This window comes from Phytobacter sp. RSE-02, from assembly GCF_040578655.1.
GTDB classification, from domain to species: domain Bacteria; phylum Pseudomonadota; class Gammaproteobacteria; order Enterobacterales; family Enterobacteriaceae; genus Phytobacter; species Phytobacter diazotrophicus.
The window spans coordinates 220,435-246,392 of the sequence record NZ_JBEULY010000002.1; the positions used below are offsets into that span (position 1 = coordinate 220,435).

Consider the following 25,958-nt stretch of genomic DNA (forward strand, 5'->3'; position numbering starts at 1 on the left):
ATCACGTGAGATATTACCCCCTTTTGCGACTTGCGCTTGTGTTAAGCATGCTGGTGCCAGTGGTTAGCCTTGCCGCTTTACCCGTCGGGCCGCAGGTCGGCGACCAGGATTTATCCCCGTTTTACCGCTGGAATAGTGCGCTCCCCGATAAACCCGGCGTTATGCTGCGTGAAGAGCCCATGAAACACCAGCCGGAGATCGCTGCGGCACAATCGCGGCGCATCCTCTACACCTCCCGCGATGTGCGCTGGGATGCCGGTATTGTCCCCGTGAGCGGGACGCTCTATTTTCCGCAAGGCAAACCGCCGTCAGGCGGCTGGCCGCTGGTTGCCTGGGCACACGGCACATTGGGTGTCGCTGACACCTGCGCCCCCTCCTGGACAGGACATGCACCGCGCGACGCGAGCTACATCAATAAATGGTTGCAACAGGGGTTTGCCGTCGTCGCAACGGATTATCAGGGGCTTGGCGGGCCGGGACCGCATCCTTATCTGATTTGGCAAGCCGAAGGACGTTCAGTGCTTGATAGCGTCCGTGCGGCGTTGCAGGCCCACCCGCAACAGCTTGCTAATCGTCTTGTGATAACCGGGCAATCACAAGGCTCGGGGGCCTCGCTGGGTGCAAGCTATATTGCCCCGGGCTACGCACCGGAACTCAAACTGCTGGCGACCATTGCCAGCGGTCTGGTGGCGACATTCCCTGACGGCCCCGTTGCGGCGGGTGACGGGCGAATTCATGGCACACCACCCCGGCTGGAAATGTTACGCCTGATCGGAGGTTCGCTGGCGGATGATGCGCCCGCGCCTGAATCGCTGGTGACAGACAACGGGGCAAAGCTGCTGGCATGGGCCAGGGTTTCCTGCATGCCTGAACTCGGGCATGTTCAACGCCGCCTGCATCTGAATGCCAACAATGCGTTTATTGGCGGCAGCGAGCGTATCACCTCTGTGTTAAAACCCGTCACGGATATGCCATCAGCGCGCTTTCCCGCGCCGCTGTTTCTGGCGACCGGTCTGGCGGATCGCACGCTGTCGCCTTATCACCAGTATGCCGCCGTGGCGGCACTGTGCGCGGCAGGTAACCCACTCGAATGGAAAACTTATCAGGGCATCACCCATAACGGCATTGTGAATACCGCGTTTGCAGACGAGCTCACCTTTGTTCAGGCGGTGCTGGCGGGTAAACCGCGACCAGACAGTTGTGGGGCGTTGGTCGTACCGGGCAAGGCTCAGCCCGCACTAAAGGATATCTTGTATAACAACTGATTTTTTAAGCGCCGCCGTTTCTGAAAGAATGGCTCCGCTCTACAATACGGAGCCAACTGGTAACACCCTAAAAAGGATGTCTTATGTTTTTACGCGTAACGACGGAAGTCACTGAGCAAGAACAAAACGAGTTGCTGGATGGTTTACGGGAGTTTAATCGTCCCTTTCTCCGCAATCGTGAATGGGGACCTGTTGGTGTCTTTTGTCGTGATGTAAACGGTAAAATGACCGGTGGATTGATTGGCTCGTGTAAAAGCGAATGGCTGTGTATCAGCTACTTATGGGTTAGCGAAGCCCTGCGCGGTAGCGGGCTGGGTACAGAACTGATAAAGGCCGCAGAGAAAGAAGCGGTAAAACAGGGTTGCCAGCAATCACTGGTGGATACCTTCAGCTTTCAGGCATTAGCGTTTTACCAAAAGCAGGGTTATGTACTGCAGATGACACTGAATGACTTTCCGGAAAAAGGCATCCAGCGCCATTACCTCACTAAAGCGCTGGTCAGCCTGTAATCTTTAGAGGGCCTCCGGGTTGGCAAGCGCCCGGTCCCTGCCCTGAATTTTTGCCATGTACAGCGCCTTATCTGCTCCTTCTTTCAGGCGATTCGCGTCATCTTCATTACCGCTGCCGATCAGGGAAAAACAGCCCGCACTGATGGTGACGACTTTGTTTGTCGCCCCCGATTCGACGTGCGGAATTCTTGCGCTGCGCACGGCTGTCACCGCCTGACGAGCAACAAACAGCGCGGCTTCCGGCCCGGTATCCGGCAGAATGATCGCAAATTCTTCGCCCCCGTACCGGGCGATCAAATCGGAATTACGCAGTTTGAGCTTCTGGATGACTTCGCCCACCGCACGCAGGCAGTTATCGCCCGCCACATGGCCATAGAAGTCGTTATAGCGTTTAAAAAAGTCGATATCGAGCATCACCAGTGATACCGGTTTTTTACTCAATGAAGAGGCTTTCAGGCTTTGGCTCAAAAACAGATCGAACTGACGGCGGTTGGCAAGTCCGGTTAAACCGTCGGCCAGCGCCATCAGTTGCAATGTGTGATTAATGCTGGTCAGCTCATCACGCAGTTCCGCCAGTTCGGTCTGATTACGCACATTCATTCGCACCTGGCGAAAAACGATAATTCCCATGAGTAAGGTGCCGAGCAGTAACATGGCGTTGAGCACCAGGTCCGGCAAACTGTCCTTCAGCCAGCGTGACCAGAGTGCCGGTTTGTCATAACCGGCGGCCACGACCAACGGATAACGTTCAAGGCGCGCAAAGCCATAGATGCGCTCGACGTGATCCAGCGCCGAAACCCAGGTCGCATTACCGCGATCTTTTTTCGCCAGTTCTCGTGTAAAGAGCGGGCTCGCCGAAAGGTTGCGGTTAATGACATCATCCGGGAAAGGACGGACATACAACGCCGTACCGTCAGTGATCATTAAGGCCAGCAGATCCCGGTTTTCGAGTTCGAAATAGCTATAAAAGTGACGGAAGTAATCTACCCGGATGGTGGCGAGCACTACGCCGGCAAAACCGCCTGCGGAATCGCTGATGCGCATGGATACGGGAATCACCAGATCGCCTGTTGAACGGCTCGTAATTACCCGCCCGATATGAATGTTGTTATGCCCGTTACGCTGATGATAGTTAAAATATTCGCGGTCGCTGCTGTTGGTGACCATCGGGAGGCGGCCAAGCGCCGTGGCTTTCATGTTTCCCTGCGCATCATAGATGAACAGTCCATGCAGTTGCGGCAAGCGCTCTTTCAGCTCAGCTAACAGCACATCAAAGCGACCGGCATTCAATGTCGAAATACTGTCTGCCGGTATGGTACGGCGAATATCACGCAGCGCCAGCTCTGTTTGTAAAACGGTATCTTCTGCCTGACGCGCCTGGGAAACGGATAAGTTTATAGCATTACGTTCCATATCCTCGACGGCACGATTCCAGGAGCGGGTCAGCGTCCAGCTACTGGTCATCACCCCCGCCAGTAATAATGCGGTCATGAAAAAAGTGATGCTACGTCCAAGGGAGGAATCCAGAGCCAGTGCGCCTGAAATATGTTTATTGATGTTCATTTTTTCCCCGTGCTTCACATCCCGTTCTTTAAGTTAAGCATGAAAATACGATGATTTATAAGCAAAATCATGTTGCGCTAAGGATGAACTGAGATGTCTCGCGCTATCATCAGCGAGTGAAGTGTCTTCTTATAATTGAATAAAACCTGTTAGATGACGTTATTAAAAGGATATATCCGGCGCTGCTTCGCGTTGGCTATTCAGCCATTAAGATGACACTGGCGACATAAAAACGAGAATGACCTGATCGTATTCTCCCGTCTCTTTATGTCGCCCCCCGCTTAACGTTTTATGCGCTGCGGCCAGTTAATAGATGAGACACCGTTGAGTATCGGGCGGGCAAACAGGAAACCCTGAAAACGCTCAATCCCGGCGGCTTCCAGCCAGCACCACTCTTCCACTTTCTCGACGCCTTCGGCCACTACGGTAATTTGCATCTCAGCACAGCAATCGATAATCGCTTTGACGATAGCCTGCTTCGGGCCGTGCATATGGATATCGGTGACGATGCTGCGGTCAATCTTGAGTTTGTCCGGCTGAAACTTGGCAAGCAGAGACAACCCCGCAAACCCGGAACCAAAATCGTCGATCGCCAGACCAATTCCCGCCGCACGTAACTGACGAATAGCTGAGGTAAATTCGTCATAGCTGGAAATCATCTCATCCTCTGTCACTTCAACGATGACCTGCTCAGGATCGAGTTGATTGCGTTTAATGTGATCCAACAAAATGTTCACGGCGCCGGGTATCTTTACCAGTGACATCGGCAACAAGTTGATGGCCACCTTGTGATTTCCAATCCCCAGACGGCGCGCCATCGCCAGTGCCCAGCCTTTTGACGCCAGGTCCGCCTCGTGTAATTTATGTTCGGGAATGGTTGAAAAATAGTCCTGCGGGCTTCCACCATCCGGCCCACGGATTAACGCTTCGAGTGAGGATATATTGCCGCGCGCGGGGTCAACAATGGGCTGAAACGCAAACTGACAGGGTTGATTATGTAGTATGGGAACGTTCGCCAGCTCAAACGGCGGAAGTGTGGTATTCAATCGCCAGCGTTCAGCGGGGTAATTTAAAACGTGTTTTGACGGAAGCGGTGACGCGACAAAATTGCGAATAAATTTATAGACGCGATCATTGCGCGCAAGGTGGTATTTTAATCTGCCAAATTTAATCACCATGCGCAGTACTGCGCTCGGTCTGGTATTTCTCAGGTCAAACAGTACCAGCCCCTGGTCAAGGAAGCGGCGATGTGGCGCAAAATCACGCATCAGCTCTACGACGTGTGCATGACGAACATCTTTGTTGATACGTTCAAAAACCGCGTTGACTGCAGAGATGGGGCCTTCCAGTACCTGTAAAAACTGTCTGCCATCAAACAGCAACACACCCGTCACCTGCAGTGCCGTATTCCGTAGGCTTGCCTGCTGTACAAGCCCAGCCAGTTGCGAAGGATCCAACGCATAATTAAGCCGGCTACGATAGATCAAAGTCGCTAACACTGAGTACTTCCCTCAAAAAAATATCCACACAAAAACTGCATGAATAGACGCAATGGTAATAGTGTAACAAGGAAGCTCAAATTCCGTTCACTGATTAAAGCCTTTTCTGTGCCTGTTATCGTGGACTAGCCCACCCACCTTGAGAAACTGCCTAACCTACAGATAAACATTTTAACCGCTCACCAGCAGACTTTTAGCTACACTTTAGTATGTACTATATATCCACCAGAAGATTTTGATCTGATAATGACAAAAATATTACAGTTTTGCGAATATATTAGTCTGCTATGTTAATGTTTCTATTTTTGATCGCTTATTTTCTATGCTTTCCTGTATTTCCCGCCTTTAATTTGCATTAAGTCTTGTTTTTCATCCTGGTGAAAAACATCATGACATTTTTCTTTTGCAAAATCATAACAATATTTAAATAAATTACCGTAAGCATGGCTTAAAAAATATTTATCGCAGCTACTTTCAGTTGTATGGCTGTTCGTGGAAAATGTGCAGGTAATAACAAAAAAACTCTCTGTCGGGTTAATAAAAAAAACACCTTCACCGACAGAAAAAATCCTGTTTATTGTACGCAGTTTATTGTGGGGTTATTTATGAAGCGTAACACTCCTGTTACACAGAGAGAGTATTTGCTTAACGAAGGTACGACACTGCTTTCGACAACGAATACGCATAGCCATATAACTTATGCAAACACAGCATTTATAGACGCCAGCGGATTTACTGAGGACCAGCTTGTCGGTGAACCTCACAATCTTATTCGTCACCCGGATATGCCCCCCGCCGCGTTTGGCGATCTGTGGTTTACCATTCAGCAAGGCGATAGCTGGACCGGCATGGTGAAAAACCGCCGTCAGAATGGCGACCATTATTGGGTTCGTGCAAACGTCACCCCTGTTTATCAACAAGGGCAACTTACTGGTTATATTTCAGTGCGTAATATTCCAGATCGCGAGGAAATTGCCGCCAGTGAAAAACTTTACCAGTTAGTCAATGATAATAAATTAGGCGGACATCGTTTTTATAAAGGCCTGGTGGTACGACGTGGCCTGCTCTCTTTTTTATCCATTTTCCAGCGCATGAGTGTAACGCGGAGGGCTAACTTTGGCCTTTTTATCGCCGCCGCATTATTCGTGGCGATGCAATTTTCCCCCTTTAATCTGGTAGAAAAAGTCGGTACGACAATCGGAATAATGGCTCTGTTGTCTGTTTATTTACAGGCGCAAATTTGTCGTCCGTTGAAAGTTATCCTCTCCCAGATGCAAAAAGTGGTCTCCGGGCGTAAAGCCGATTATCGCCATTTTAATCGCGTGGATGAAATCGGTTTATTGATGCGCCTGGTCAATCAGTCAGGTCTTAACCTCAATTCACTGGTCGGTGATGTCTCCGCGCAGATCAATGGCATTCGTGACATTAGCCTGCGCATTACCGAAGAAGGCGAGTCCCTGCAAAAACGCACAGAAGAAACCTCTGCGGACCTGCACCAGACTGCCGCCGCCGTTGAGGAGATTGCCAGCGCGGTAAGGCAGACCGCTGAAACCGCCGCTGAGGCGATGACCCGCGCTGATGAAACCAGCGTCAGTGCGACAAACAGCGGCGCCATCATGAAGAAAACAATCTCGATGATGCAGGCCGTTTCCCAGGATAACAGCAAAATCGTCGATATCATCGGCGTGATTGACAGCATCGCCTTCCAGACGAATATTCTGGCGCTGAACGCCGCGGTAGAAGCGGCGCGAGCAGGCGAATCAGGGCGTGGTTTTGCGGTTGTTGCGGCGGAAGTTCGCAACCTGGCGCAGCACTCAGCCTCGGCAGCGCGCGAGATTCAGGCACTTATCGAACAGAACGTGGCGAATGTGAAAAACGGCGTTGAGATGGTGGAAAACACCGAAACCCACCTGACGGCGATGATTGATAACGTCATGACGATGTCGACGATGATCAAAGAGATTGGCACCGCAACACATGAACAGACGCAGGCCCTGGAGTTGATCAATAAATCCGTTTCCCGCGTCGGGGTGATGACACACAACAACACCAGCATGGTGGAAAATGTGACCAGTGCGGCAGAAAATCTCTCTGAGCGCGCAGCACGTCTGCATCGCGCCGTGCATGTGTTCGGGAGTAGCGAAGGCTAATTTTTTCATGACCATGCTATAGTCAGTCTCTCACTATGCTGACGCGCAAGGTTACCCATGTTCGCTTTGGTCAGAAGGTTGTGTTTGGTTATTGCCGCCGTCACGGCGACATCTGCCGGGGCCAGTCTGCAACCCCCGGCAGGTTACCAGCAACCACCGCAACACCATGCTGCTTCCCGTTTTACCTGCCCTTCCTTTCCGGCCCCCTTTACCGGGGCATTAGATTTCACCAGTAAATATGAGGGGTCAGATAGCGCTCGCGCCACGCTGAATCCACAAGCCGACCAGGCATTCCATGAGCAGACAAAGGCGATCACTGAGCTTGAAAAAGCGGTCAGCCAGGTCGTGACGGGATTCGCCCGCGATGGCAACCCGGCGCGGGCAGATTGCGTGGTCAATGGTCTGGAGACCTGGGCGCGTGCCGGCGCATTAACCGCTGTTGCCAAAAACCACACCGGGAAATCGATGCGAAAATGGGCTCTGGCAACGCTCTCATCGTCCTGGCTGCAGTTGAAATTCTCCCCGGCGCATCCGTTAGACCGACAGCAGGAAATAGCAGCCGACGTTGAACACTGGCTCAGTCATTTGGCCGATTTGACCGTGGCGGACTGGCGTGACCTGCCATTAAAACGTGTTAACAACCACAGCTACTGGGCGGCCTGGGCGATTATGGCAACGGCGGTTGTCACCGACCGACGCGATCTCTTTGACCAGTCGCTGGCGATGTACCGCACCGCCGCAAACCAGGTGGATAGCGAGGGTTTCTTACCCAATGAACTGCGCCGCAAGCAGCGCGCCTTTTCCTATCACAACTATGCCATTCAGCCGCTGGTGATGATTGCCCTGTTCGCGCGCAGTAATGGTGTTGAGGTGACGGCGGAAAATGATAACGCGTTGCAGCGACTCGCCCGGCGCATTTTGTCCGGGTTCGACAATCCGGATGTGTTCACCCGTAAGACCGGTATCACCCAGGACAGCGCTTTCACTCAGCAGGCCTCCAGCATTGCCTGGCTTGAGGGCTGGTGTGCGCTGCAAACCTGCGATGCCCGGACAAAGCAGCGAATTGCCGCCCTGCGCCCGCTGCACAGCACACGGCTGGGCGGCGATCTGAGCTGGCTTTTTGCCGCCCATTAACCGCAGCCGGACTGTTCCGAAAGCGGGCATCGGTCATTGCACTCGCTGGCTGATTAGGGGACCATCACTTTTGCGGCTACCCTGTAGTCGCACTGCATCAGGTTATATTTCGCCCGGTCATCGCGCCGGGCTTGTCCTTGAAACATCAACTGGATTAAGGAGTAAGCATGAAATCGAACCGTCAGGCACGTCATATTATGGGGCTGGATTACAAAGTCTCTAATATCAGGAAAGTGGTGAATAAGGACGATCAGGAAGTTACCGTGACGCACCGTTCTGGTCGTCATCGTCGCGTTGAATAACGTACATTTCCCCTTTCATGCCGCCCCGCCCGGGGTGGCATTACACCTCGTAAAATTCATCTCCCAAATCGCGCGAACAAGAAGTATTTACCATATGTATGCTTTATACTGGCGCGCGCCGCTGTACCCGCGCGAACAGGCATTCGCGCCGGAATCGTCGACTTAGGAGCTGTAAAATGCATACGAAGCATAATAAAAACCGATCGCTATATATTCCCTATGCCGGACCTGTATTACTTGAGTTCCCGCTACTCAATAAAGGCAGCGCATTTAGTGTAGAAGAGAGAAGCCACTTCAACCTGCTGGGGCTGTTGCCAGCCGTGGTGGAAACCATTGAAGAACAGGCTGAACGCGCCTGGTTACAGTACCAGGGCTTTAAGACGGATATCGACAAGCACATTTACCTGCGAAATATCCAGGACACCAACGAAACCCTCTTTTATCGTCTGGTCGAGAACCATCTCGATGAGATGATGCCGGTCATTTATACCCCGACCGTAGGCTGGGCGTGTGAGCGTTTCTCCGAAATCTATCGTCGCGCGCGCGGTGTGTTTATCTCCTTGCAAGACCGCGGCAGTATGGATGACATACTGCAAAATGTACCGAACCATAACATCAAAGTGATTGTGGTCACTGACGGTGAACGTATTCTCGGTCTGGGTGACCAGGGTATCGGCGGTATGGGCATTCCTATTGGCAAACTCTCCCTCTATACCTCTTGTGGTGGTATCAGTCCGGCCTACACCCTGCCCGTGGTCCTTGATGTCGGTACCAACAATCAACAGTTGCTTAACGACCCGCTGTATATGGGCTCGCGCCATCCGCGTATTACCGGCGATGAGTACACCGCGTTTGTTGATGAATTTATCCAGGCGGTGAAACATCGCTGGCCGAATGTGCTGCTGCAATTCGAAGATTTTGCCCAGAAAAACGCGATGCCATTGCTTAATCGCTACCGCGATGAAATCTGCTGCTTCAATGATGATATTCAGGGAACCGCCGCCGTGACGGTCGGTACGCTGATCGCTGCCAGCCGCGCGGCGGGTAGCCAGCTTAGCAACCAGAAGATTGTCTTCCTCGGCGCGGGCTCTGCCGGGTGCGGTATTGCCGAGCAGATTATTGCCCAGACCCAGCGTGAAGGGTTAAGCGAAGCCGATGCCCGTCAGAAAGTCTACATGGTAGACCGCTTTGGCCTGCTCACCGACCAGATGCCGAACCTGCTGCCGTTCCAGAACAAGCTGGTACAAAAGCGCGAAAATCTGCAGAACTGGGATGCCCAGACCGATGCGCTGTCGCTGCTCGACGTAGTGCGTAACGTTAAGCCGGATATTCTGATTGGCGTTTCCGGCCAGCCGGGGCTGTTTACGGAAGAGATCATCCGTGAAATGCACAAGCATTGCCCGCGTCCGATCGTCATGCCGTTGTCAAACCCGACCTCGCGCGTTGAGGCGACACCGCAGGACATTATCAGTTGGACGAACGGTATGGCGCTGGTCGCCACAGGCAGCCCATTCACGCCGGTAACCTGGAACGAGAAAACCTGGCCTATTGCACAGTGCAACAACTCCTATATCTTCCCGGGTATTGGTCTGGGTGTGATTGCCTCCGGCGCATCGCGCATTACCGACGATATGCTGATGTCCGCCAGTGAGACGCTGGCGAAATACTCTCCGCTGGTCATTAACGGTGAAGGATTGGTCTTACCGGAGCTGAAAGATATCCATATCGTTTCCCGCGCAATCGCCTTCGCGGTGGCAAAAGTCGCCCAACAAGAAGGTGTTGCTGTGAAAACGTCCGAAGAGGCACTGTTGCAGGCGATTGACGATAACTTCTGGTTGCCGGAATATCGCAACTATCGTCGAACCTCTATCTGATGACTCACCCGGCAGCGCGATGTTGCCGGGTTTCTTTCCTCTTATCCGCCGCTATTTTGTCTTTTCCGGTCCGGCCTCTTCACTACGACCTGTTCACAAGAATGCTCTGAGTCATGACGGGAAATGCGTTTCTTCGGCCGTCACGATGCCTTCGAAAGCGCTTAATTCCATCAATCGGCTATGGATCCAGTAACGGGAAAATTCAGCGCCCAGCGCCGCCTTGAGGTAGTCGCATTGGCCGAAGAGAGTGAGGGCGTCCTGTTGAAAAAGCGGTAGCATTGGCGCGTTATCGAGAATCTCCGGCAGCTCGGTATCGTTAACCTGTTCCAGACCATACAGCATACCGGTCAGCACTGTCGCCATAACCAGATAGGGATTAGCGTCGGCGCCGGCCAGCCGATATTCAATACGCCTGGCCGCATGACCTGAACACGGTATCCGCAGTGCGGCGGAGCGCTTGTTAAAGCCCCAGGCATTGAAGATCGGTGTATCAATACCCTTACGTAAGCGCCTGAATCCATTCACGCCCGGAGCCATGATGGCCATTGATGCCGGCATAAGCCGGAGCAATCCGGCCAGGCACAGGCGGGTCATCTCATTGAGTTCACCCTCATCGGAAGCAAAGATATTCTCGCCATGGACATTATTAAGGCTGATATGAAAATGCAGGCCATTACCCGCGAGCGCAGAGAAGGGTTTGGCCATGAAATTTGCCTGCAAACCCAACTTTTCCGCTACGGCAGAGGTTAATTTGCGTAATGCCAGAACGTTTTCGCACAGCGCAACCACATCGCGGGAGTGGTGCAAATTCAGTTCAAACTGCCCGGGCTCTGCCTCACAGACCACACCCGATAACGGCAAGTTTTGTGCGGCGGCCATCGCTTCCAGTTCTTCAACAAAAGCCGTCTTTGCGGCCGACAATGACAAATGAAAACAGCCGGCTTCCTGCTGATGTTGTTGGTGTGGGTCGATGAGATAAAATTCAATTTCCGGCGCGATAACGGGGAATAAACCGTGGTAATGAAATTTCGCGAGGACGTTTTCGAGAATAGCGCGCGGATCGTACTCAAAGCCGCCGCCTTCATGATTGCGCATCATCAGTAATAATTGTGCATGATGACTGGGATCCTGAGCGCAGGGACGCAATGTTCCGGGGACGGGCATACAGAGATTATCGGGCTCATCTTCTGCATTATCATTTTCTCCCCGGCTGATGACATGGCCTTTTTTGTCCATGGTATAAACAGACTGCGGGAAATAACATCCTTGTGCCAGTGCGTCTAATGCAGCGATGGCAATGCGTTTTCCACGGAATATACCGTGCGTGTCGGTCAAGTAAATATCAACGTGGCGGGTATCCGGGTAACGCGCCAGATAGTGGTGAACTTCTTTCGCAAAATCACTTTCGATCCTCTTCTTTGATACATCCATGAGGGCAACAACCGCAGAGGATGTTGCCGTAAACGGGAAAAGAGAGCGCATATTTTTGAGTGAGGTAAAGTTCATCAGTGAGTTCATGGGTTTCTTTCATTAAGGCCTTGCGGCGATGAAAGCAGCATAAAATAAGCGGCATAAAGAGCCTGTAAAAAGGGAATTTACCGGCATAAAAAAACTGTAAATGCCCATGACGCCGATGCTGGCATCCTCGGTAAAACCTCGCTACACTGCTGCTACCCATTAACCGGATAAATAAAAGGAGGATAATTATGTCGTACTGTGAACGTTTTCTCGTTTCACATGCCTTTGGTGATCGCACCAGCTCAAGCGTTATCGGTATCGTGCTGCGATAACTTCGGCTTGAGCGAAGCTAACTAACACCCTTCCTCGGGCTTACCGGGTTATCGTCAGCGATGTTTGACGAGGCATGCCTATGCCTGTAACTCTTGAGTAAGCAATGAGCACATTACTGTCTGCACAATCATTACGTGTTGAAACGGCATTTGGTCCGTTATTTTCTGATATCTCCTTTACCCTGAAACAAGGCGACCGGCTTGGTCTCATTGGCGACAACGGCTGCGGCAAAAGTACGCTATTGAAAGTTCTTGATGGCACCGTTTTGCCCTCTGCGGGCAGCGTTTCAGTGGCGAATCACTGCCTGATGGCGCGCGTTGAGCAACATCTGCCCGACACGCTGCTGGATCTCACCCTGCTTGACGCTGTTCTGGCCCGACTTGCGCCGGGCGAACGTGACGTTCAGCGCTGGCGTGCGCAAGCGCTGTTAGCCGGAATGGGACTCAGTGAACATGAGATAGCCCTACCTGCGGCAACCCTCAGTGGCGGGCAACATACCCGGCTATTGTTGGCCCGCGCGTTAATCACCGATCCTGATTTATTGCTACTGGATGAGCCCAGTAACCACCTCGATCTGCCAACCATGCTCTGGCTGGAGCGATTCCTGCAGCGCTGGTCTGGTAGCTTTGTGCTGGTTTCTCACGACCGGGCGCTACTGGATGCCGTGACCAATGGCACCTGGATCCTTCGCGATAACCGGCTGCATTACTTCGCACTTCCCTGCTCTGCCGCGCGTCAGGCGCTGCAGGAGCGGGATGCCAGCGATGCATTGCGCCACAAAGCAGAGCAAAAAGAGATCGACCGGGTTACCAGCAGCGCCAAACGGCTGGCGACCTGGGGGCGTGTTTACGACAATGAAGATCTGTCGCGTAAAGCAAAGCAAATGGAAAAGCAGGTAGAACGCCTGAAAGAGAGCCAGACGCAACTGACGGCGGGAAGTCTGTGGCGTTTAACACTCCAGGGCGAACCGCTGATTGCCGACCGTTTGCTGGAGATGGAACATCTCCCCGTCAGCGCCGCGCCGGGTTTACCACCGCTCTTTTCCGTGCCGCTGGCGCGGGTAAAAACCGGCGACCGGATTGCCATTATCGGGCAAAACGGCTGTGGGAAGTCCTCCCTGCTTCGGCTTATCTGGCGTCAACTGACCGGTGATATCGCGGCTCCTGGGATGGCGGTTCATCCACGTCTGCATGCCGGGTACTATGATCAGACGCTGGAGCAACTGCCCGATGACGCGACGCTTCTGGACGCGCTGGAGCCGTTCGCGCCGTCGGCGGAATTGCGCAAAATGACGTTAATCAGCGCCGGGTTTGCCTGGGCTCGTCACGGACAAAAAGTGGCAACGCTCAGCGGCGGCGAGCGCTCCCGACTGCTGTTTGTTGGCCTGTCGCTGGCTCGCTACAACCTGCTGATGCTCGATGAACCGACTAACCATCTGGATATGAGCGGTAAAGAGGCACTGATGCAAACGCTGCAACAGTTCTCAGGCGGTGTACTGCTGGTCAGCCACGATCGTGAGCTAATTGGCCAGAGCTGTAACCGCTTCTGGCTGGTTGAACAGGGGCAGTTTAGCGAATGGCACGACGTCGAGGTGGTCTACGACCGTCTGCGCCAGGTACAACAGGGAGATGAGACGCCGGTGACAGCAAAAGCGGCATCAACGGAGCTGGTTGATGAAAGCGATGCGTTACTGGAGCAGTTAATTGCGCTGGAAACCCGCCTTGAGCAGGATCTGGCGCGTAAACCGGCGCATCAAAAACCGTTGCTACAGGCGCAGTGGCGAGAGGAGATAGCCAGAATCAACCGGTTACTGATGTAAGACACCTACCTGAACAGGCGCTTTTGCGCCTGTTTTTTCTCATGGCGAGAGAGGTGTTATCTGTTGTAAAAAGCAATGTAAGCGCTAAAAATGGCCCCGCATAACCGCATATTTTTTTGCATGCCGTTATACGTGCGCTGTCTTATTGATATTTTTCCGCATACCGACTGAGGTGAAACAGATATGGATATTTCGACCCGTGGCCTGGATGTGTTGTTTATTGCAGGTTTTGGCCCAGTCCCATGCAACGTGGGCGACAGTAAAGCACTTTACCAGGAGACGTTAGGTCTTCCCATTAAGCCCATGGAGGGCAATGAAGATTACCTGTTAGCCGAACATGGCGCGCTTGACGGCGCAAAACATTTTGCACTCTGGCCGTTGCATCAGGCGGCACAGTCCTGCTTTGGAACAGAAGTATGGCCTGCCGATATTCCCGCGCCGCAAAGCTGGATTGAGTTCGAAGTCGCCGATCTTGACAGCGCAACCCGTGTGCTGCGCGAAAAAGGCTACGCCCTGCTCGTGGAGAACCGCCTTGAGCCCTGGGGACAAAGCATCACCCGCTTTCTCAGCCCGGAAGGCATTCTGGTGGGCTTAAGCATTACGCCGTGGCTGCGCGATTAATTGCTGATGTGACGAAAAACGCTCCCTTAAGAGCGTTTTTTTCAGGCCAGTGCGCTAACGTCAGCACGAACCCGCTTCGCCTTTACGCGCCCGTACATAAGCAGCGCTGACATGGCCGAGAACGAAAGGATTGCGGCGGGCAGCGTGACATAATCCCAGCTCAGACCGAGCGTGATCATCAGGCCGCCAAAATAAGCGCCGATGGCACTGCCGAGGTTAAAGGCAATTTGTCCTCCTGCCGCCCCCAGTAATTCACCGCCTTTGGCATTCTGTAAAAGCAGAATTTGTAGCGGTGCCGCCAGAGCGAACAGACCCGCGCAGCAGATAAAACCCATCATTAAAGAGGCGACTTTGTTTTCGCCGAAAGCAAACAGCAGCAGCAAAGACAGTACAATCACCAGATCGGTGGTGGCTGCGATACGCAGCGGGCTATATCGTCCGGACAATCTGCCGCTTAACAGATTACCCAACACCATTCCCAGCCCCATCAGCATCATGATGACCGTCATGAACATTTCCGAAAAGCCGGACACGTTCAGCATAAATGGCTTCACAAAGCTGAACCAGGCGAAGACGCCCGCGTTACCAAACATGGTGGCGGCGAAGATAAACCACGGCTCTGGCTTTTTCAGAAAGCGAAACTGTTCGGTAAAACGGGTTTCGGATTTATCAAAAAGTTGGGGTACCCAGAGGAGAATGGAAACGAGCACCAGTAAATTAAACAGCGCAATCAGCATAAAGGTGTAGCGCCAGCTAAAGGCATGACCAAGCCAGGTTCCCAGCGGTACACCCGCAAGGTTAGCCACCGTCATCCCGGCGACCATACCCGCAACGGCCAGTGTCACTTTTCCCGGCGGGGCGATTTTAGACAGAATAATTGCCCCAACGCCGAAGAACGCGCCATGAGGGAACCCCGACACCAGCCTGCCGATGGCCAGCATGGTATATGACGATGAAAAGGTAAAAATTGTATTCCCCACCGCACACATGGCGACCAGGAACAATAGAATGGTTTTCAAGGAAAAACGGCTGGAGAACACGGCGATAATCGGCGCGCCGATCACCACGCCAAAAGCATAAAAGGAGATCATATTGCCCGCCGACGGAATGGAGATCCCCACATCTTTCGCCAGTTCGGTCAGCACACCCATAATGCCAAATTCCGCCATGCCGAGGCCAAAGGTGCCCAGTGCTAACGAAAAAATCGTCTTTTTCATACCACAACCACATGTTAATAGAATGCAACAAGCATTATCGACCATTCGTTAAGTGTGAACCAGTTCAAACTCTCCTGCTGGCATATTCATCCATACATTCAGCTCAGGCTGTGAATGTTTTTATACCCTATGCGATATATCAGAAGCCCCTGAAATACAATGACACGAGTAATTTTCGCGCGCACCTGAACCGACCATTACACTTCTTAGGCGTCTCGTTATTTATTTGAAAGAGGAAGAGAGTCATGGGAAAGAAGAAAAACATTAGCACCATCGCTGACGCACCTCCTGCGGCGCCGCTTAAAAACAAGGAATATGAGAAAGAGTTACGTCGGCTTCACGTTGAACTGGTAAAACTTCAGCGCTGGGTTGTCAGCAAAGGGCTCAAAGTCTGCATCGTCTTTGAGGGGCGTGATGGCGCGGGCAAAGGCGGCACCATCAAAGCCATTACTGAACGCGTCAGTCCACGTATCTTCCGCGTTGTCGCCCTGCCCGCCCCCACTGAGCGCGAAAAAAGCCAGCTTTATCTGCAGCGTTACGTTCCCTATCTGCCGGCGGCAGGTGAAATTGTTATCTTTGACCGTAGCTGGTACAACCGCGCCGGGGTTGAACGCGTGATGGGTTTTTGCACAATGGAACAAGTAGATAAATTTCTGGAAAGCGTCCCGATGATGGAGCGCGCTATGGTTGAGTCCGGCATTATCTTGTTGAAATACTGGCTTGAGGTGACGCCGGAAGAGCAAGAACGCCGTCTGCGCGACCGTGTGAACGATGGCCGTAAGACCTGGAAGCTATCCCCCATGGATATCAAATCCTTCGACCGCTGGGATGATTACACTGTTGCGCGAGACGCGATGTTCGAAGCCTCCGATACCTCATGGGCACCGTGGTTTGTCGCCCGCTCCGAAGACAAAAAACGTGTACGGCTGAATATCATTACCCACCTGCTAACGCAGATCCCTTATGAGGATATTCCGGACGATCCGGTGGAGTTCCCGAAACGCAAAATAGGTAAAGTTAAACCCACCCATTATCCTTTCCGTATTATTCCCGAACCGTTCTGAATAAGTGTCTTCCTGCATCGGTTACCGCTGCCGATGCAGTTGCCTTTATTTCACGTGTTTCTTTTTTTCTGGAATTGTTCTCGCAGAAAGGGAATTACCAGGGGGTTCAGTATTGTTTTTTGTGCGGGGGGATTGATAATGTTTACATAAACACAAGGGAGATGAAAAGATGAAAAATTATTCCGTACATAGTGCGGCGCCTCGTTCACATGCCAGAAGCAACGCGCCACAGGCGAAACCAAAAGGAAAGCCTAATGGTACGAAGCTATCTGAAAATGACAAGGAATTTATTCGAGCGATGAATGAGTTTGTTGCAGAACATGGAACTATCACGGATGACGAATATTTTAGGGTGCTTTAATGCTGAGACAATTTAATGTATATCGAAATCCTTCTTCGCAAACCAATAAAGTATTGCCATATTATATGATTGTTCAGGACGATTGTTATGATGATTTTTCTACCCGAGTCATCATTCCTCTTATGCGAAACCCAAAGCTGCCTTTATGGCATCTCAATGTCGCACCCAAAATTAATGTCGAGTTTGAATCGCTAACGCTTTATTCACCGATGCTGACAAATCTGGAAACGTCGCGGATTCATCATAAAGATTTTATTTGTAACCTCAGGTCGGCCAGACGAGACGTCGTCAATGCCATCGACGCGTTGATCACCAATGTCTGACCATCACCCGCCCCGGCCTGACGCCTGTGAACGCGCCAGGCCGGGTAAGCAGGTAAATACACAGTTGGCATACCCGGCGAACGCTATCTGAGGCCGTGCATGTTCTCTTCTTTGGCTTCCTGCCTTTCGACCTCACGGTACCAACGCGGATGATGTTTGCGTGCCCAGCGGCGGCTCACTTTCCCTTCGATCATCCCTTTAATTGAGCCTTTCACCCAGAACGCCATATACATATGAATCAGGATGGCGTGAAGAAGGATAATGGCAGAGGTTGCGTGAATCAGCAGGCTATAGCGGATCACCTGTATCGGGAAATATTGGGCAAACCAGGGGCGCCAGATGATAATGCCGGATACAAGTAAGACAAAAATCATACTCATGATGGTCCAGAACATCATCTTTTGCCCGGCGTTATATTTGCCGACTTTCGCGACCTTGTGCTCGTTGCCTTTCAGTACCTCCACAATCCCTTTCAGCCAGGGAATATCCTGCCTGTCCGGGATGTTGTGATGCACAAAGCGCACAAACATCACCATGAGCAGCAGAAAGACCGCAACGCCAAAGAACGGGTGCAGGATGCGCCCCATCTGCGGTGTACCAAAGGTCTCTGTCAGCCATTGTAGCGTCGGAAAGAAAAACGAGATCCCCGACAGCGACACCAGGAAGAAGAGGATAACCATCGTCCAGTGACAGGCACGATCAATAAACCGGGTGCGCACAATCATTTTCGAATCACTCATGATGCTCCTCGTCGTCATCGACTTCTTTATTCGGCCCAATACCGATGTAGTGGTAAATCAACCCGGCAAACGAGGCGATAAATCCGGCGGCAGCCAGCGGTTTCAGCGCTCCTTTCCACAGGCTGATGGACGTGTCGATAGTCGGATCCTTCGGCAGGTTGTGGTACAACGGTGGTTGGTCATTATGGTGCAGCACATACATCACATGTGTGCCGCCAACGCCTTGCGGGTTGTAGACCCCCGCATTCGGATAGCCGCGTTTCTTGAGTTTCTCAACGCGCGCCTGCGCGACGTCCAGCATCTCCTTTTTGGTACCAAAGTGAATGGCCCCGGTTGGGCATGTTTTCACGCAGGCCGGCTCCTGGCCGACACTCACGCGATCCACACACAAGGTGCATTTATAGACCCGGTTATCCTCTTTATTGAGGCGCGGGACGTTAAAGGGGCAACCGGCGATGCAGTAGCCGCAGCCGATACAATTTTCCTGCTGGAAATCAACAATCCCATTGGCGTACTGGATGATCGCCCCAGCGGATGGGCAAGCTTTCAGACAGCCCGGATCCTCACAGTGCATGCAGCCATCTTTGCGAATCAGCCACTCCAGCTTGCCGTTCTGTTCGGTTTCGCTAAAGCGCATCACCGTCCAGGATTTGGCGCTCAGATCCGCCGGGTTGTCGTACACCCCGACGCAGTGCCCGACTTCATCGCGGATATCATTCCACTCAGAGCAGGCCACCTGGCAGGCTTTGCAGCCCACGCAGGAAGAGACATCAATCAGCTTGGCCACTTCATCTTTACAATCCCGCGCACGTGGCGCGGGGGTGATGGGATTTGTCGCGGAGCGCTTGAGAATGTCCTGTGTTTCCATTGCCATATCGTCGCTCCTTACGCTTTCTCGATGTTGACCAGAAACGCCTTGTACTCCGGCGTTTGCGAGTTCGCATCGCCGACGTTGGGTGTCAGGGTATTGGCGATGTAGCCTTTCTGCGCCACCCCTTCAAATCCCCAGTGCAGCGGAATGCCAATGGTTTCCACCTGCTGGCCGTTAACGTGCAGCGTGCGCAGACGACGCGTAACCACCGCCACTGCGCGAATAAAGCCACGCTTGCTGCTGACCTTCACGCGGTCGCCGTTGGCAATGCCTTTGGCTTTCGCCAGCCCTTCGCTTATCTCGACAAACTGTTCCGGCTGCGCGATAGCGTTCAGGCGCGCATGTTTGGTCCATGTGTGGAAATGCTCCGTCAGACGGTAAGTGGTGCCGACATACGGAAACCTGTCTTTCTTGCCAAGACGGGCGGCATCGTCTTCGTACAGACGGACGACCGGACTGGAGATCACGTTCGGGTGCAACGGGTTCGTGCCGAGCGGCGTTTCCATCGGCTCGTAGTGTTCCGGGAACGGCCCTTCTGCCAGCTTATCAAGCGCAAACAGGCGTCCCAGCCCTTCCGGCTGCATGATGAACGGATTGGTCGCGCTGCCCGGCGGTGCGGTGTTGAAGTCTGGGATATCGTTACCCGCCCATTTACTGCCGTTCCACTGGATCAGCATGCGTTTCGGATCCCAGGGTTGACCGTTGATATCCGCCGAAGCGCGGTTGTATAACACGCGGCGGTTCATTGGCCACGCCCAGGACCAGCCCAGCGTATTGCCAAGCCCTGACGGGTCAGCGTTATCGCGGTTAGCCATCTGATTGCCTTGCCCGGTCCAGCTACCGGTATAAATCCAGCAGGAAGACGCGGTGGTTCCGTCGTCTCGCAACAGCGCAAAACCGCTCAGTAACTCTCCTTTCTTCGCAATCAACGCCCCCGTCGGGTCGTAGAGATCCGCCAGCGCAATGCCGTTGTTCTCTTTTGCTATTTCCTCAGGCTCGGGGCTTTCAGGCTGCTTATACGCCCAGCGCATTTTCAGCAGCGGCTCAACACCTTTGCCGCCTTCGGTTCGATACATCTCGCGCAGGCGATGGTAAATCCCGGCCAGAATTTCACCGTCATTGCGCGCTTCACCCGGCGCATCCTGCCCCTTCCAGTGCCATTGCAGCCAGCGCCCGGAGTTGGCAATTGAACCCTCCTCTTCGGCAAAACAGGTCGATGGCAGACGGAAAACTTCGGTCTGGATGGCCGTCGGATCCACATCATTCATTTCGCCGTGGTTCTGCCAGAAATTTGAGGTTTCCGTGACCAGCGGATCGATAACTACCATGAATTTCAGCTTGCTCAGGCTGCGAACCACCTTGTTTTTGTCCGGGAAAGACGCCACCGGGTTAAAGCCCTGACAGAGGTAGCCTGTGACATTGCCTTTATTCATCATGTTGAAATACTTGATAACGTCATAGGCCTGGTCCCACTTCGGCAGCCAGTCAAAGCCCCAGTTGTTCTCCTTCTGCGCCGCATCGCCATAGAAGGATTTCATCAGACTGACGAAGAACTTCGGATAGTTACCCCAGTAGTTCACCTGATCGGGCAGCATGGCTTTCGGTGTATTTGCCGTGAGATAAGTTTGCAGATCTGCCTGTTTTTCTGACGGCAGCGTCAGATAGCCCGGCAGACTGGTCGACAGCAACCCTAAGTCTGTTAAGCCCTGAATATTGGAGTGACCGCGCAGCGCGTTGACGCCGCCGCCAGCCATGCCCATATTGCCGAGCAGAAGCTGGATCATCGCCATGGTGCGGATGTTCTGCGCGCCCACGGTGTGCTGTGTCCAGCCCAGTGCATACAGGAAGGTGGTGGTACGGTCTGCCACGCTGGTGGAGGCCAGCACTTCGCAGACTTTCAGGAAGTCTTCTTTTGGCGTACCGCAGATATTTTCCACCACCTCCGGCGTATAGCGGGAAACGTGCGTTTTTAGCAGGTTCCACACGCAGCGCGGATGGGTCAGCGTTTCATCCCGTCTGGCATAGCCGTTTTCATCGAACTGATAGTGCCACGAGGATTTATCGTACTGGCGTTTTTGCGCGTCATAGCCGCTGAACAAACCGTCATCAAAGGCAAAATCGTCCCGCACCAGCAGACTGGCGTTGGTGTAGTGTTTAACGTACCCGGCATTGATTTTGTTCTTTTCGATCAGGTACAGCAGTACGCCCGACAGGAAGGTGATGTCGGTACCGGAACGGATTGGCGCATAGATGTCGGCCACCGACGCCGTTCGCGTAAAGCGCGGGTCGACGACAATCAGCGTCGCATCGTTAGTGTTTTTTGCTTCCATCGCCCAGCGGAATCCCACCGGATGTGCCTCAGCGGCGTTACCGCCCATCACCATCACGACGTTCGCGTTTTTGATATCAACCCAGTGGTTGGTCATCGCACCGCGACCAAATGTTGGAGCAAGACTTGCTACCGTTGGTCCGTGTCAGACGCGCGCCTGGTTGTCTACCGCCAGCATGCCGAGAGAGCGCACAAATTTTTGCGTCAGCATGCCGGTTTCGTTGCTGGCCGCCGAGGCGCATAGCATCCCGGTGGAGAGCCAGCGATTGACCGTTACACCTTGCGCATTCTTCTCTACGAAGTTGGCGTCACGATCGTCTTTCATCAGTCTGGCAATACGTTCGAAGGCGTCATGCCAGGAGATGCGCTGCCATTTGTCAGACCCTGGTGCGCGATATTCCGGGTAGCGCAGTCGGTTATCACTGTGAACATAATCGAGCAGGCCCGCCCCTTTAGGGCACAGCGCGCCGCGGCTGACCGGATGATCCGGGTCACCTTCAATGTGGTAAATCGATTCACGGGCGTTTTTCGCCCCATCCCCCAGGCTATACATTAATAGCCCGCAACCTACGGAGCAGTATGTGCAGGTATTTCGAACCTCTTTCGCACGCAGGAGCTTATAATTTCGCGCCTGCGCCAGTGCCGCTTTGGGGGCAAATCCCAACGCAGCAACGGTTGTTCCGGCCATACCACCCGCACAGATTTTAAAAAACTGCCTGCGGCTGACGTCCATTGTGTTCCTCGTTATATGAAGAGAGACCCTGAATAATTCGAGTTGCGCAAAGGCGGCAAGAGAACGAATTCCCGGGTGTTTACGAAAAGCGAACACAGCCAACGCATCAGCAACTTGAAATATGACGGGTGTACTGGCGAGGAAAACTAACAGCTATATCCCTGCGTAATTTGCGGCAAATCAATATTGCAACGCAGCAACTTCTTAATAGTCTTTTCTGGCGAATTTATTTACCCCTAAAGGGGTGATATTGCATCGTGATTTATTAGTAGGCATGCTGAGTAAAGTGCTATAAATTCCCTCTTTGCTGTTTTTTAAGGGAATAAAGTTACATGAATAAGAAGAGAGCCACGCTGACCGGGCTGTTAGCCATCGTGTTGTGGAGTACGATGGTGGGTCTGATTCGCGCAGTCAGCGAAGGCTTAGGCCCGGTCGGCGGTGCGGCGATGATTTATACCCTGAGCGGCATTTTACTTATTCTCACGGTCGGTTTTCCCGATATTCGCCGTTTCCCTCGCGGCTATTTACTGGTGGGCAGCGTTTTATTTGTCAGCTATGAACTCTGCCTCGCCCTGTCACTGGGGTTTGCCGCAACACGCCAGCAGGCGATAGAAGTCGGCATGGTTAACTATTTATGGCCGAGCTTAACCATATTATTTGCGATCCTGTTTAATGGACAAAAAGCTACGCTGTGGGTCATTCCGGGACTCATTCTGGCTGTCATGGGGGTGAGCTGGGTATTGGGCGGCGAACAGGGATTGAATCTTCACGATATTACACAAAATATTCTCTCAAGCCCGTTAAGTTATTCTCTTGCTTTTGCCGGTGCGTTTATCTGGGCAGCTTACTGTACCGTCACCAGTAAATATGCCAAAGGGTCGAATGGCATTACGCTCTTTATTTTGCTGACGGCGGCAACCTTATGGATAAAATTTGCCCTGACCGATCAACCCACCATGCAATTTACACTTCCAGTGGTGATGAAACTGGCAATGACCGCCGTCGCGCTGGGCTTCGGCTACGCGGCCTGGAATACCGGCATTTTACACGGGCACGTTGCCGTCCTCGCTGCCGCGTCGTACTTCACACCGGTACTCTCCTCGGCGCTGGCAGCCGCCGTGTTGAGCGCCCCGCTCTCGTTTTCCTTCTGGCAGGGCGCGTTTATGGTGTGCGGCGGATCCCTGCTTTGTTGGTGGGCGACACGGCGTCAGTAGTGATCATTGCACCCCCTGTTCATTTGAACTAAAATTAATATCAAATGAACAGACGGAGCAGAAAAATGCAACTCTATACACCGGGCGTACGCGCGATCCCGCACGACCTGCTCAGCATCCTGGGGCTGCCCGCCACGGCGATTGCCGCTCATGACAGCATCAATGCTGGTCTGAGTGCAGGTGTGTTGCGTGATATCGCTGGCGCCGTCTCTCTTGATGAAATTACGCTGTGCCGAATGGCTGGCATTGATCGTAATACCTATAGCCGCAGGCTTAACAGCGCGGAAAAACGCTTTTCACCAGAACAGAGCGCGCGCGTCTACACGTTGGCACGAGTGATCAGCGCCGCTCGTGAGTTATTTGAAGGTGACAGTGAGCGTATGGCCGCCTGGCTCAATAAACCCGCGAAAGGCCTTGGCGGTAAAAAACCCGCAGAGCTTCTCTCGACACCCGCCGGTGCGGAAGCGGTACTGACATTGATTGGTCGTCTTGAGCATGGTGTGATCGGCTAATGGAAACTGTCACCTTCTGGCGTCTGGTCAAAGAACGCTATGCGCTGACCGCCTTCGACGGCTACGGCGCCCGAACCTTTGGCGGACGCTGGAATTCACCGGGGCATGAATGCGTCTACCTGGGTGAATCAAAAGCCCTCTGCGTGCTGGAAACACTGGTACATCTTGAGATTGAAGATATCGCCCAGGGCTACTGTTTCTTAACCCTCGATGTACCGCGTAATCTTATCGCGACGCTGGATTTGACCGCCCTGCCCGAAGACTGGAAAGCTGACCCGCCCCCTGTTTCCACGCAACACATCGGCGATGAATGGCTGGCATCGAAGCAAAACGGGCTGGTACTGCGCGTCCCCAGTACCATCACCGGTGAATGGAACGCGCTGTTTAACCCCGAACACCCACAGGCGGCGAAAGTCCTCAAAAGCGTAAAGTCCGAACCCTTTATGCTGGATCCTCGTCTTAGCCGTCCTTGCTAGCCTGTCTGTCGACACCTTTAAGGCTCAGCCACACGCCGACCGCCAGTAGCATCAGCATTATGCCGGCGGTACTTAATGCCACGCTATGCGACGAGACGAACGCGCTTCTGGCCGCATGCATGATTCCCTCCGCCAGGGGGGATGAGACCTCTTGCGCCAACTGGAATGCCTCACCCATTGATGACGACGCCAGCGCTGCCTGCCTGTCATTTAACCCCGCGGGTAGCGTAATTGAAGACGAGAAGCTGCGGGTCAGGATCAAGCCAAACAGCGCGATGCCAAGCCCTGCCCCCAGTTCGTATGCCATGGTTTCAATAGCCCCTGCGGCGGCCGCTTTCTCTTTCGGGGCTGCCGCCATGATGGCCGCTGTCGAAGAAAGTAACGCACTGGCCGCGCTAAACCCCAGCAGCGCCATCAGGATCCAGGCCTGAGTTTGCTGGGTGGAAAAGTCGGTTACCGACAGCCCCAAAAAGCTAAAGGCACTCAGCGCCATGCCGCCGGATGCCACCTGACGTAAGCCGAGGCGGGAGACCAGCATACCGGCTATCGGACCACTGAACCCGCTTGCCAGCATCACCGGCAGCATAAACAGTCCGGCTGCAAACGGCGTAAAGCCGTGAACAAACTGTAACTCCTGCGCCATCAGCAGCTCAAAACCGACCAGGGCAACCATGGCTGTCACGGCCATTAACACCCCACTCAGAATGATGCGATGCGTGAACAGGCGCAGATCGATCATCGGGACAGGCGCCGCCAGTTGCTGATGCACAAATCCGGCTAGCAGTGTCGCCCCCACGAAGAACACCGCGATCACACCCCAGGCGGCAACGCTACCTTTGAGCGCCGTTTTGGCGCTCCATACCAGCATGAGAATGGCCGCAATCAGCATCACCGCCTGGCTGAGATTGAGGGGTTGCTGACGCCGCCCCGGCTGGCGAGGTACATAACGCGCGGTCAACGCCATCACCACCATCACGATCGGCACATTGACCAGAAACACGGCGCCCCAGTTGAAATGAGACAGCAACCAGCCGCCAATCAACGGGCCAAACGCTGCACCGCCGGAGCCCACAGCAGCCCAGACGCCAAGCGCCATATTGCGATGTTCTGTTTTCGAAAATGTATTGCGAATACCGGCAAGTGTCGCCGGAACAATCATCGCCGCGCCGATGGCGAGAATGGTCCGCGAGGCAATCAACTGTTCGGCGCTGGCAGACATGGCCGCCAGAAAAGAGGCCAGCCCGAAAAGGCCGCTGCCCGTCAGCAGCAAGCGTTTAAAACCGATGCGGTCTCCCAGCGCCCCCATGGGCAACACCATGCCCGCCATCACCAGAGAATAGATATCGATGATCCACAGTAACTCATTACCGCTGGCTGCCAGCTCTGCACTCAATGTCGGTGATGCCACGTGCAAGACGGTGGCATCAATAGCGACCGGAATATAAACCAGCACAATAATGACCAATGTTAACCACTGACGAACCATAATTTCCTCTTAACTTATGTTGGACACGCGTCCAGAATGGCGATCCTACGGAAAGTTGAACAACTGTCCAGCTTTTTGTTAGACTCCGTTTCCTTAACGTTTAGG

General features: G+C 53.2%; 22 protein-coding genes. 14 read left to right on the plus strand and 8 right to left on the minus strand.

From position 1 onward, the window contains the following. Positions 1-5 precede the first annotated feature (5 nt). Entirely contained in the window at positions 6-1,265 is a 1,260-nt protein-coding gene (locus ABU190_RS04710) for a lipase family protein (RefSeq protein WP_354690555.1), read from the plus strand. 83 nt (positions 1,266-1,348) lie between these two features. Beyond that, positions 1,349-1,774, plus strand: a complete 426-nt coding sequence (locus tag ABU190_RS04715; RefSeq protein ID WP_354690556.1) for a GNAT family N-acetyltransferase — start codon at positions 1,349-1,351, stop codon at positions 1,772-1,774. Between the two features lie 3 nt (positions 1,775-1,777). On the opposite strand, the gene ABU190_RS04720 is transcribed toward ABU190_RS04715, so the two are convergent. Continuing rightward, complete coding sequence (locus ABU190_RS04720; protein WP_354690557.1) at positions 1,778-3,337, minus strand: sensor domain-containing diguanylate cyclase; 1,560 nt, start codon at positions 3,335-3,337, stop codon at positions 1,778-1,780. 281 nt (positions 3,338-3,618) lie between these two features. Continuing rightward, positions 3,619-4,836, minus strand: a complete 1,218-nt coding sequence (locus ABU190_RS04725; protein WP_039079043.1) for a diguanylate phosphodiesterase — start codon at positions 4,834-4,836, stop codon at positions 3,619-3,621. Between the two features lie 605 nt (positions 4,837-5,441). Here ABU190_RS04725 and ABU190_RS04730 point away from each other — a divergent pair. The 4 genes from ABU190_RS04730 to ABU190_RS04745 all read left to right on the plus strand — a co-directional run bounded on the left by ABU190_RS04730 (position 5,442) and on the right by ABU190_RS04745 (position 10,296). Beyond that, positions 5,442-6,986: a PAS domain-containing methyl-accepting chemotaxis protein gene (locus tag ABU190_RS04730; RefSeq protein WP_354690558.1), complete on the plus strand. Its 1,545-nt coding sequence runs from the start codon at positions 5,442-5,444 to the stop codon at positions 6,984-6,986. A gap of 84 nt (positions 6,987-7,070) precedes the next feature. Further along, a complete protein-coding gene (locus ABU190_RS04735; RefSeq protein WP_354690559.1) occupies positions 7,071-8,120 on the plus strand; it encodes a mannuronate-specific alginate lyase in 1,050 nt (349 codons plus the stop codon). Positions 8,121-8,287: 167 nt separating this feature from the next. Next, entirely contained in the window at positions 8,288-8,422 is a 135-nt protein-coding gene (gene sra / locus ABU190_RS04740) for a stationary-phase-induced ribosome-associated protein (RefSeq protein WP_039079045.1), read from the plus strand. Positions 8,423-8,598: 176 nt separating this feature from the next. After that, on the plus strand, positions 8,599-10,296 hold the full coding sequence (locus ABU190_RS04745; RefSeq protein ID WP_354690560.1) for an NAD-dependent malic enzyme: 1,698 nt from the start codon (positions 8,599-8,601) through the stop codon (positions 10,294-10,296). Between the two features lie 111 nt (positions 10,297-10,407). Here the strand turns inward: ABU190_RS04745 and ABU190_RS04750 are convergent, their stop codons facing one another. After that, a complete protein-coding gene (locus ABU190_RS04750) occupies positions 10,408-11,814 on the minus strand; it encodes a glutamine synthetase family protein (RefSeq protein ID WP_354690561.1) in 1,407 nt (468 codons plus the stop codon). A gap of 376 nt (positions 11,815-12,190) precedes the next feature. Between ABU190_RS04750 and ABU190_RS04755 the strand changes: the two genes are divergently transcribed. Beyond that, positions 12,191-13,906, plus strand: coding sequence for an ABC-F family ATP-binding cassette domain-containing protein (locus ABU190_RS04755; protein WP_354690562.1), 1,716 nt, complete (start codon positions 12,191-12,193; stop codon positions 13,904-13,906). Positions 13,907-14,089: 183 nt separating this feature from the next. After that, complete coding sequence (locus tag ABU190_RS04760) at positions 14,090-14,527, plus strand: VOC family protein (RefSeq protein ID WP_354690563.1); 438 nt, start codon at positions 14,090-14,092, stop codon at positions 14,525-14,527. A 41-nt stretch (positions 14,528-14,568) separates the two neighbouring features. Here the strand turns inward: ABU190_RS04760 and araJ are convergent, their stop codons facing one another. After that, positions 14,569-15,744: an MFS transporter AraJ gene (gene araJ / locus ABU190_RS04765; protein WP_222556061.1), complete on the minus strand. Its 1,176-nt coding sequence runs from the start codon at positions 15,742-15,744 to the stop codon at positions 14,569-14,571. 245 nt (positions 15,745-15,989) lie between these two features. Between araJ and ppk2 the strand changes: the two genes are divergently transcribed. The 3 genes from ppk2 to ABU190_RS04780 all read left to right on the plus strand — a co-directional run bounded on the left by ppk2 (position 15,990) and on the right by ABU190_RS04780 (position 17,492). Continuing rightward, the gene (gene ppk2 / locus ABU190_RS04770; RefSeq protein ID WP_193796155.1) at positions 15,990-16,808 is read left to right on the plus strand and encodes a polyphosphate kinase 2; all 819 of its coding nucleotides are present in this window, start codon (positions 15,990-15,992) and stop codon (positions 16,806-16,808) included. Positions 16,809-16,977: 169 nt separating this feature from the next. Then, positions 16,978-17,169: a hypothetical protein gene (locus ABU190_RS04775; RefSeq protein ID WP_169038529.1), complete on the plus strand. Its 192-nt coding sequence runs from the start codon at positions 16,978-16,980 to the stop codon at positions 17,167-17,169. Continuing rightward, positions 17,169-17,492: a CcdB family protein gene (locus tag ABU190_RS04780; protein WP_071194178.1), complete on the plus strand. Its 324-nt coding sequence runs from the start codon at positions 17,169-17,171 to the stop codon at positions 17,490-17,492. Before ABU190_RS04775 ends, ABU190_RS04780 begins: the two co-directional genes overlap by 1 nt. A gap of 83 nt (positions 17,493-17,575) precedes the next feature. On the opposite strand, the gene fdnI is transcribed toward ABU190_RS04780, so the two are convergent. The 3 genes from fdnI to fdnG are packed head-to-tail and all read right to left on the minus strand — an operon-like array spanning position 17,576 to position 22,165. After that, positions 17,576-18,232 (minus strand): formate dehydrogenase-N subunit gamma, encoded by a 657-nt coding sequence (gene fdnI, locus ABU190_RS04785; protein ID WP_296416509.1) that lies wholly within the window; start codon positions 18,230-18,232, stop codon positions 17,576-17,578. Beyond that, a complete protein-coding gene (fdxH, locus tag ABU190_RS04790) occupies positions 18,225-19,106 on the minus strand; it encodes a formate dehydrogenase subunit beta (protein ID WP_354690564.1) in 882 nt (293 codons plus the stop codon). The genes fdnI and fdxH overlap by 8 nt, the downstream gene beginning before the upstream one ends. Positions 19,107-19,117: 11 nt before the next feature. Next, the gene (fdnG, locus tag ABU190_RS04795) at positions 19,118-22,165 is read right to left on the minus strand and encodes a formate dehydrogenase-N subunit alpha (protein ID WP_354690565.1); all 3,048 of its coding nucleotides are present in this window, start codon (positions 22,163-22,165) and stop codon (positions 19,118-19,120) included. 332 nt (positions 22,166-22,497) lie between these two features. Here fdnG and yddG point away from each other — a divergent pair, with 332 nt between their 5' ends. The 3 genes from yddG to ABU190_RS04810 all read left to right on the plus strand — a co-directional run bounded on the left by yddG (position 22,498) and on the right by ABU190_RS04810 (position 24,367). After that, positions 22,498-23,379: an aromatic amino acid DMT transporter YddG gene (gene yddG, locus ABU190_RS04800; RefSeq protein ID WP_354690566.1), complete on the plus strand. Its 882-nt coding sequence runs from the start codon at positions 22,498-22,500 to the stop codon at positions 23,377-23,379. A 65-nt stretch (positions 23,380-23,444) separates the two neighbouring features. After that, positions 23,445-23,891, plus strand: coding sequence for an antitoxin Xre/MbcA/ParS toxin-binding domain-containing protein (locus ABU190_RS04805; RefSeq protein ID WP_271850435.1), 447 nt, complete (start codon positions 23,445-23,447; stop codon positions 23,889-23,891). Beyond that, entirely contained in the window at positions 23,891-24,367 is a 477-nt protein-coding gene (locus tag ABU190_RS04810; RefSeq protein WP_039079059.1) for an RES family NAD+ phosphorylase, read from the plus strand. The genes ABU190_RS04805 and ABU190_RS04810 overlap by 1 nt, the downstream gene beginning before the upstream one ends. On the opposite strand, the gene ABU190_RS04815 is transcribed toward ABU190_RS04810, so the two are convergent. Next, on the minus strand, positions 24,351-25,853 hold the full coding sequence (locus ABU190_RS04815; RefSeq protein WP_354690567.1) for an MFS transporter: 1,503 nt from the start codon (positions 25,851-25,853) through the stop codon (positions 24,351-24,353). The genes ABU190_RS04810 and ABU190_RS04815 overlap by 17 nt on opposite strands. Positions 25,854-25,958: the final 105 nt, after the last annotated feature.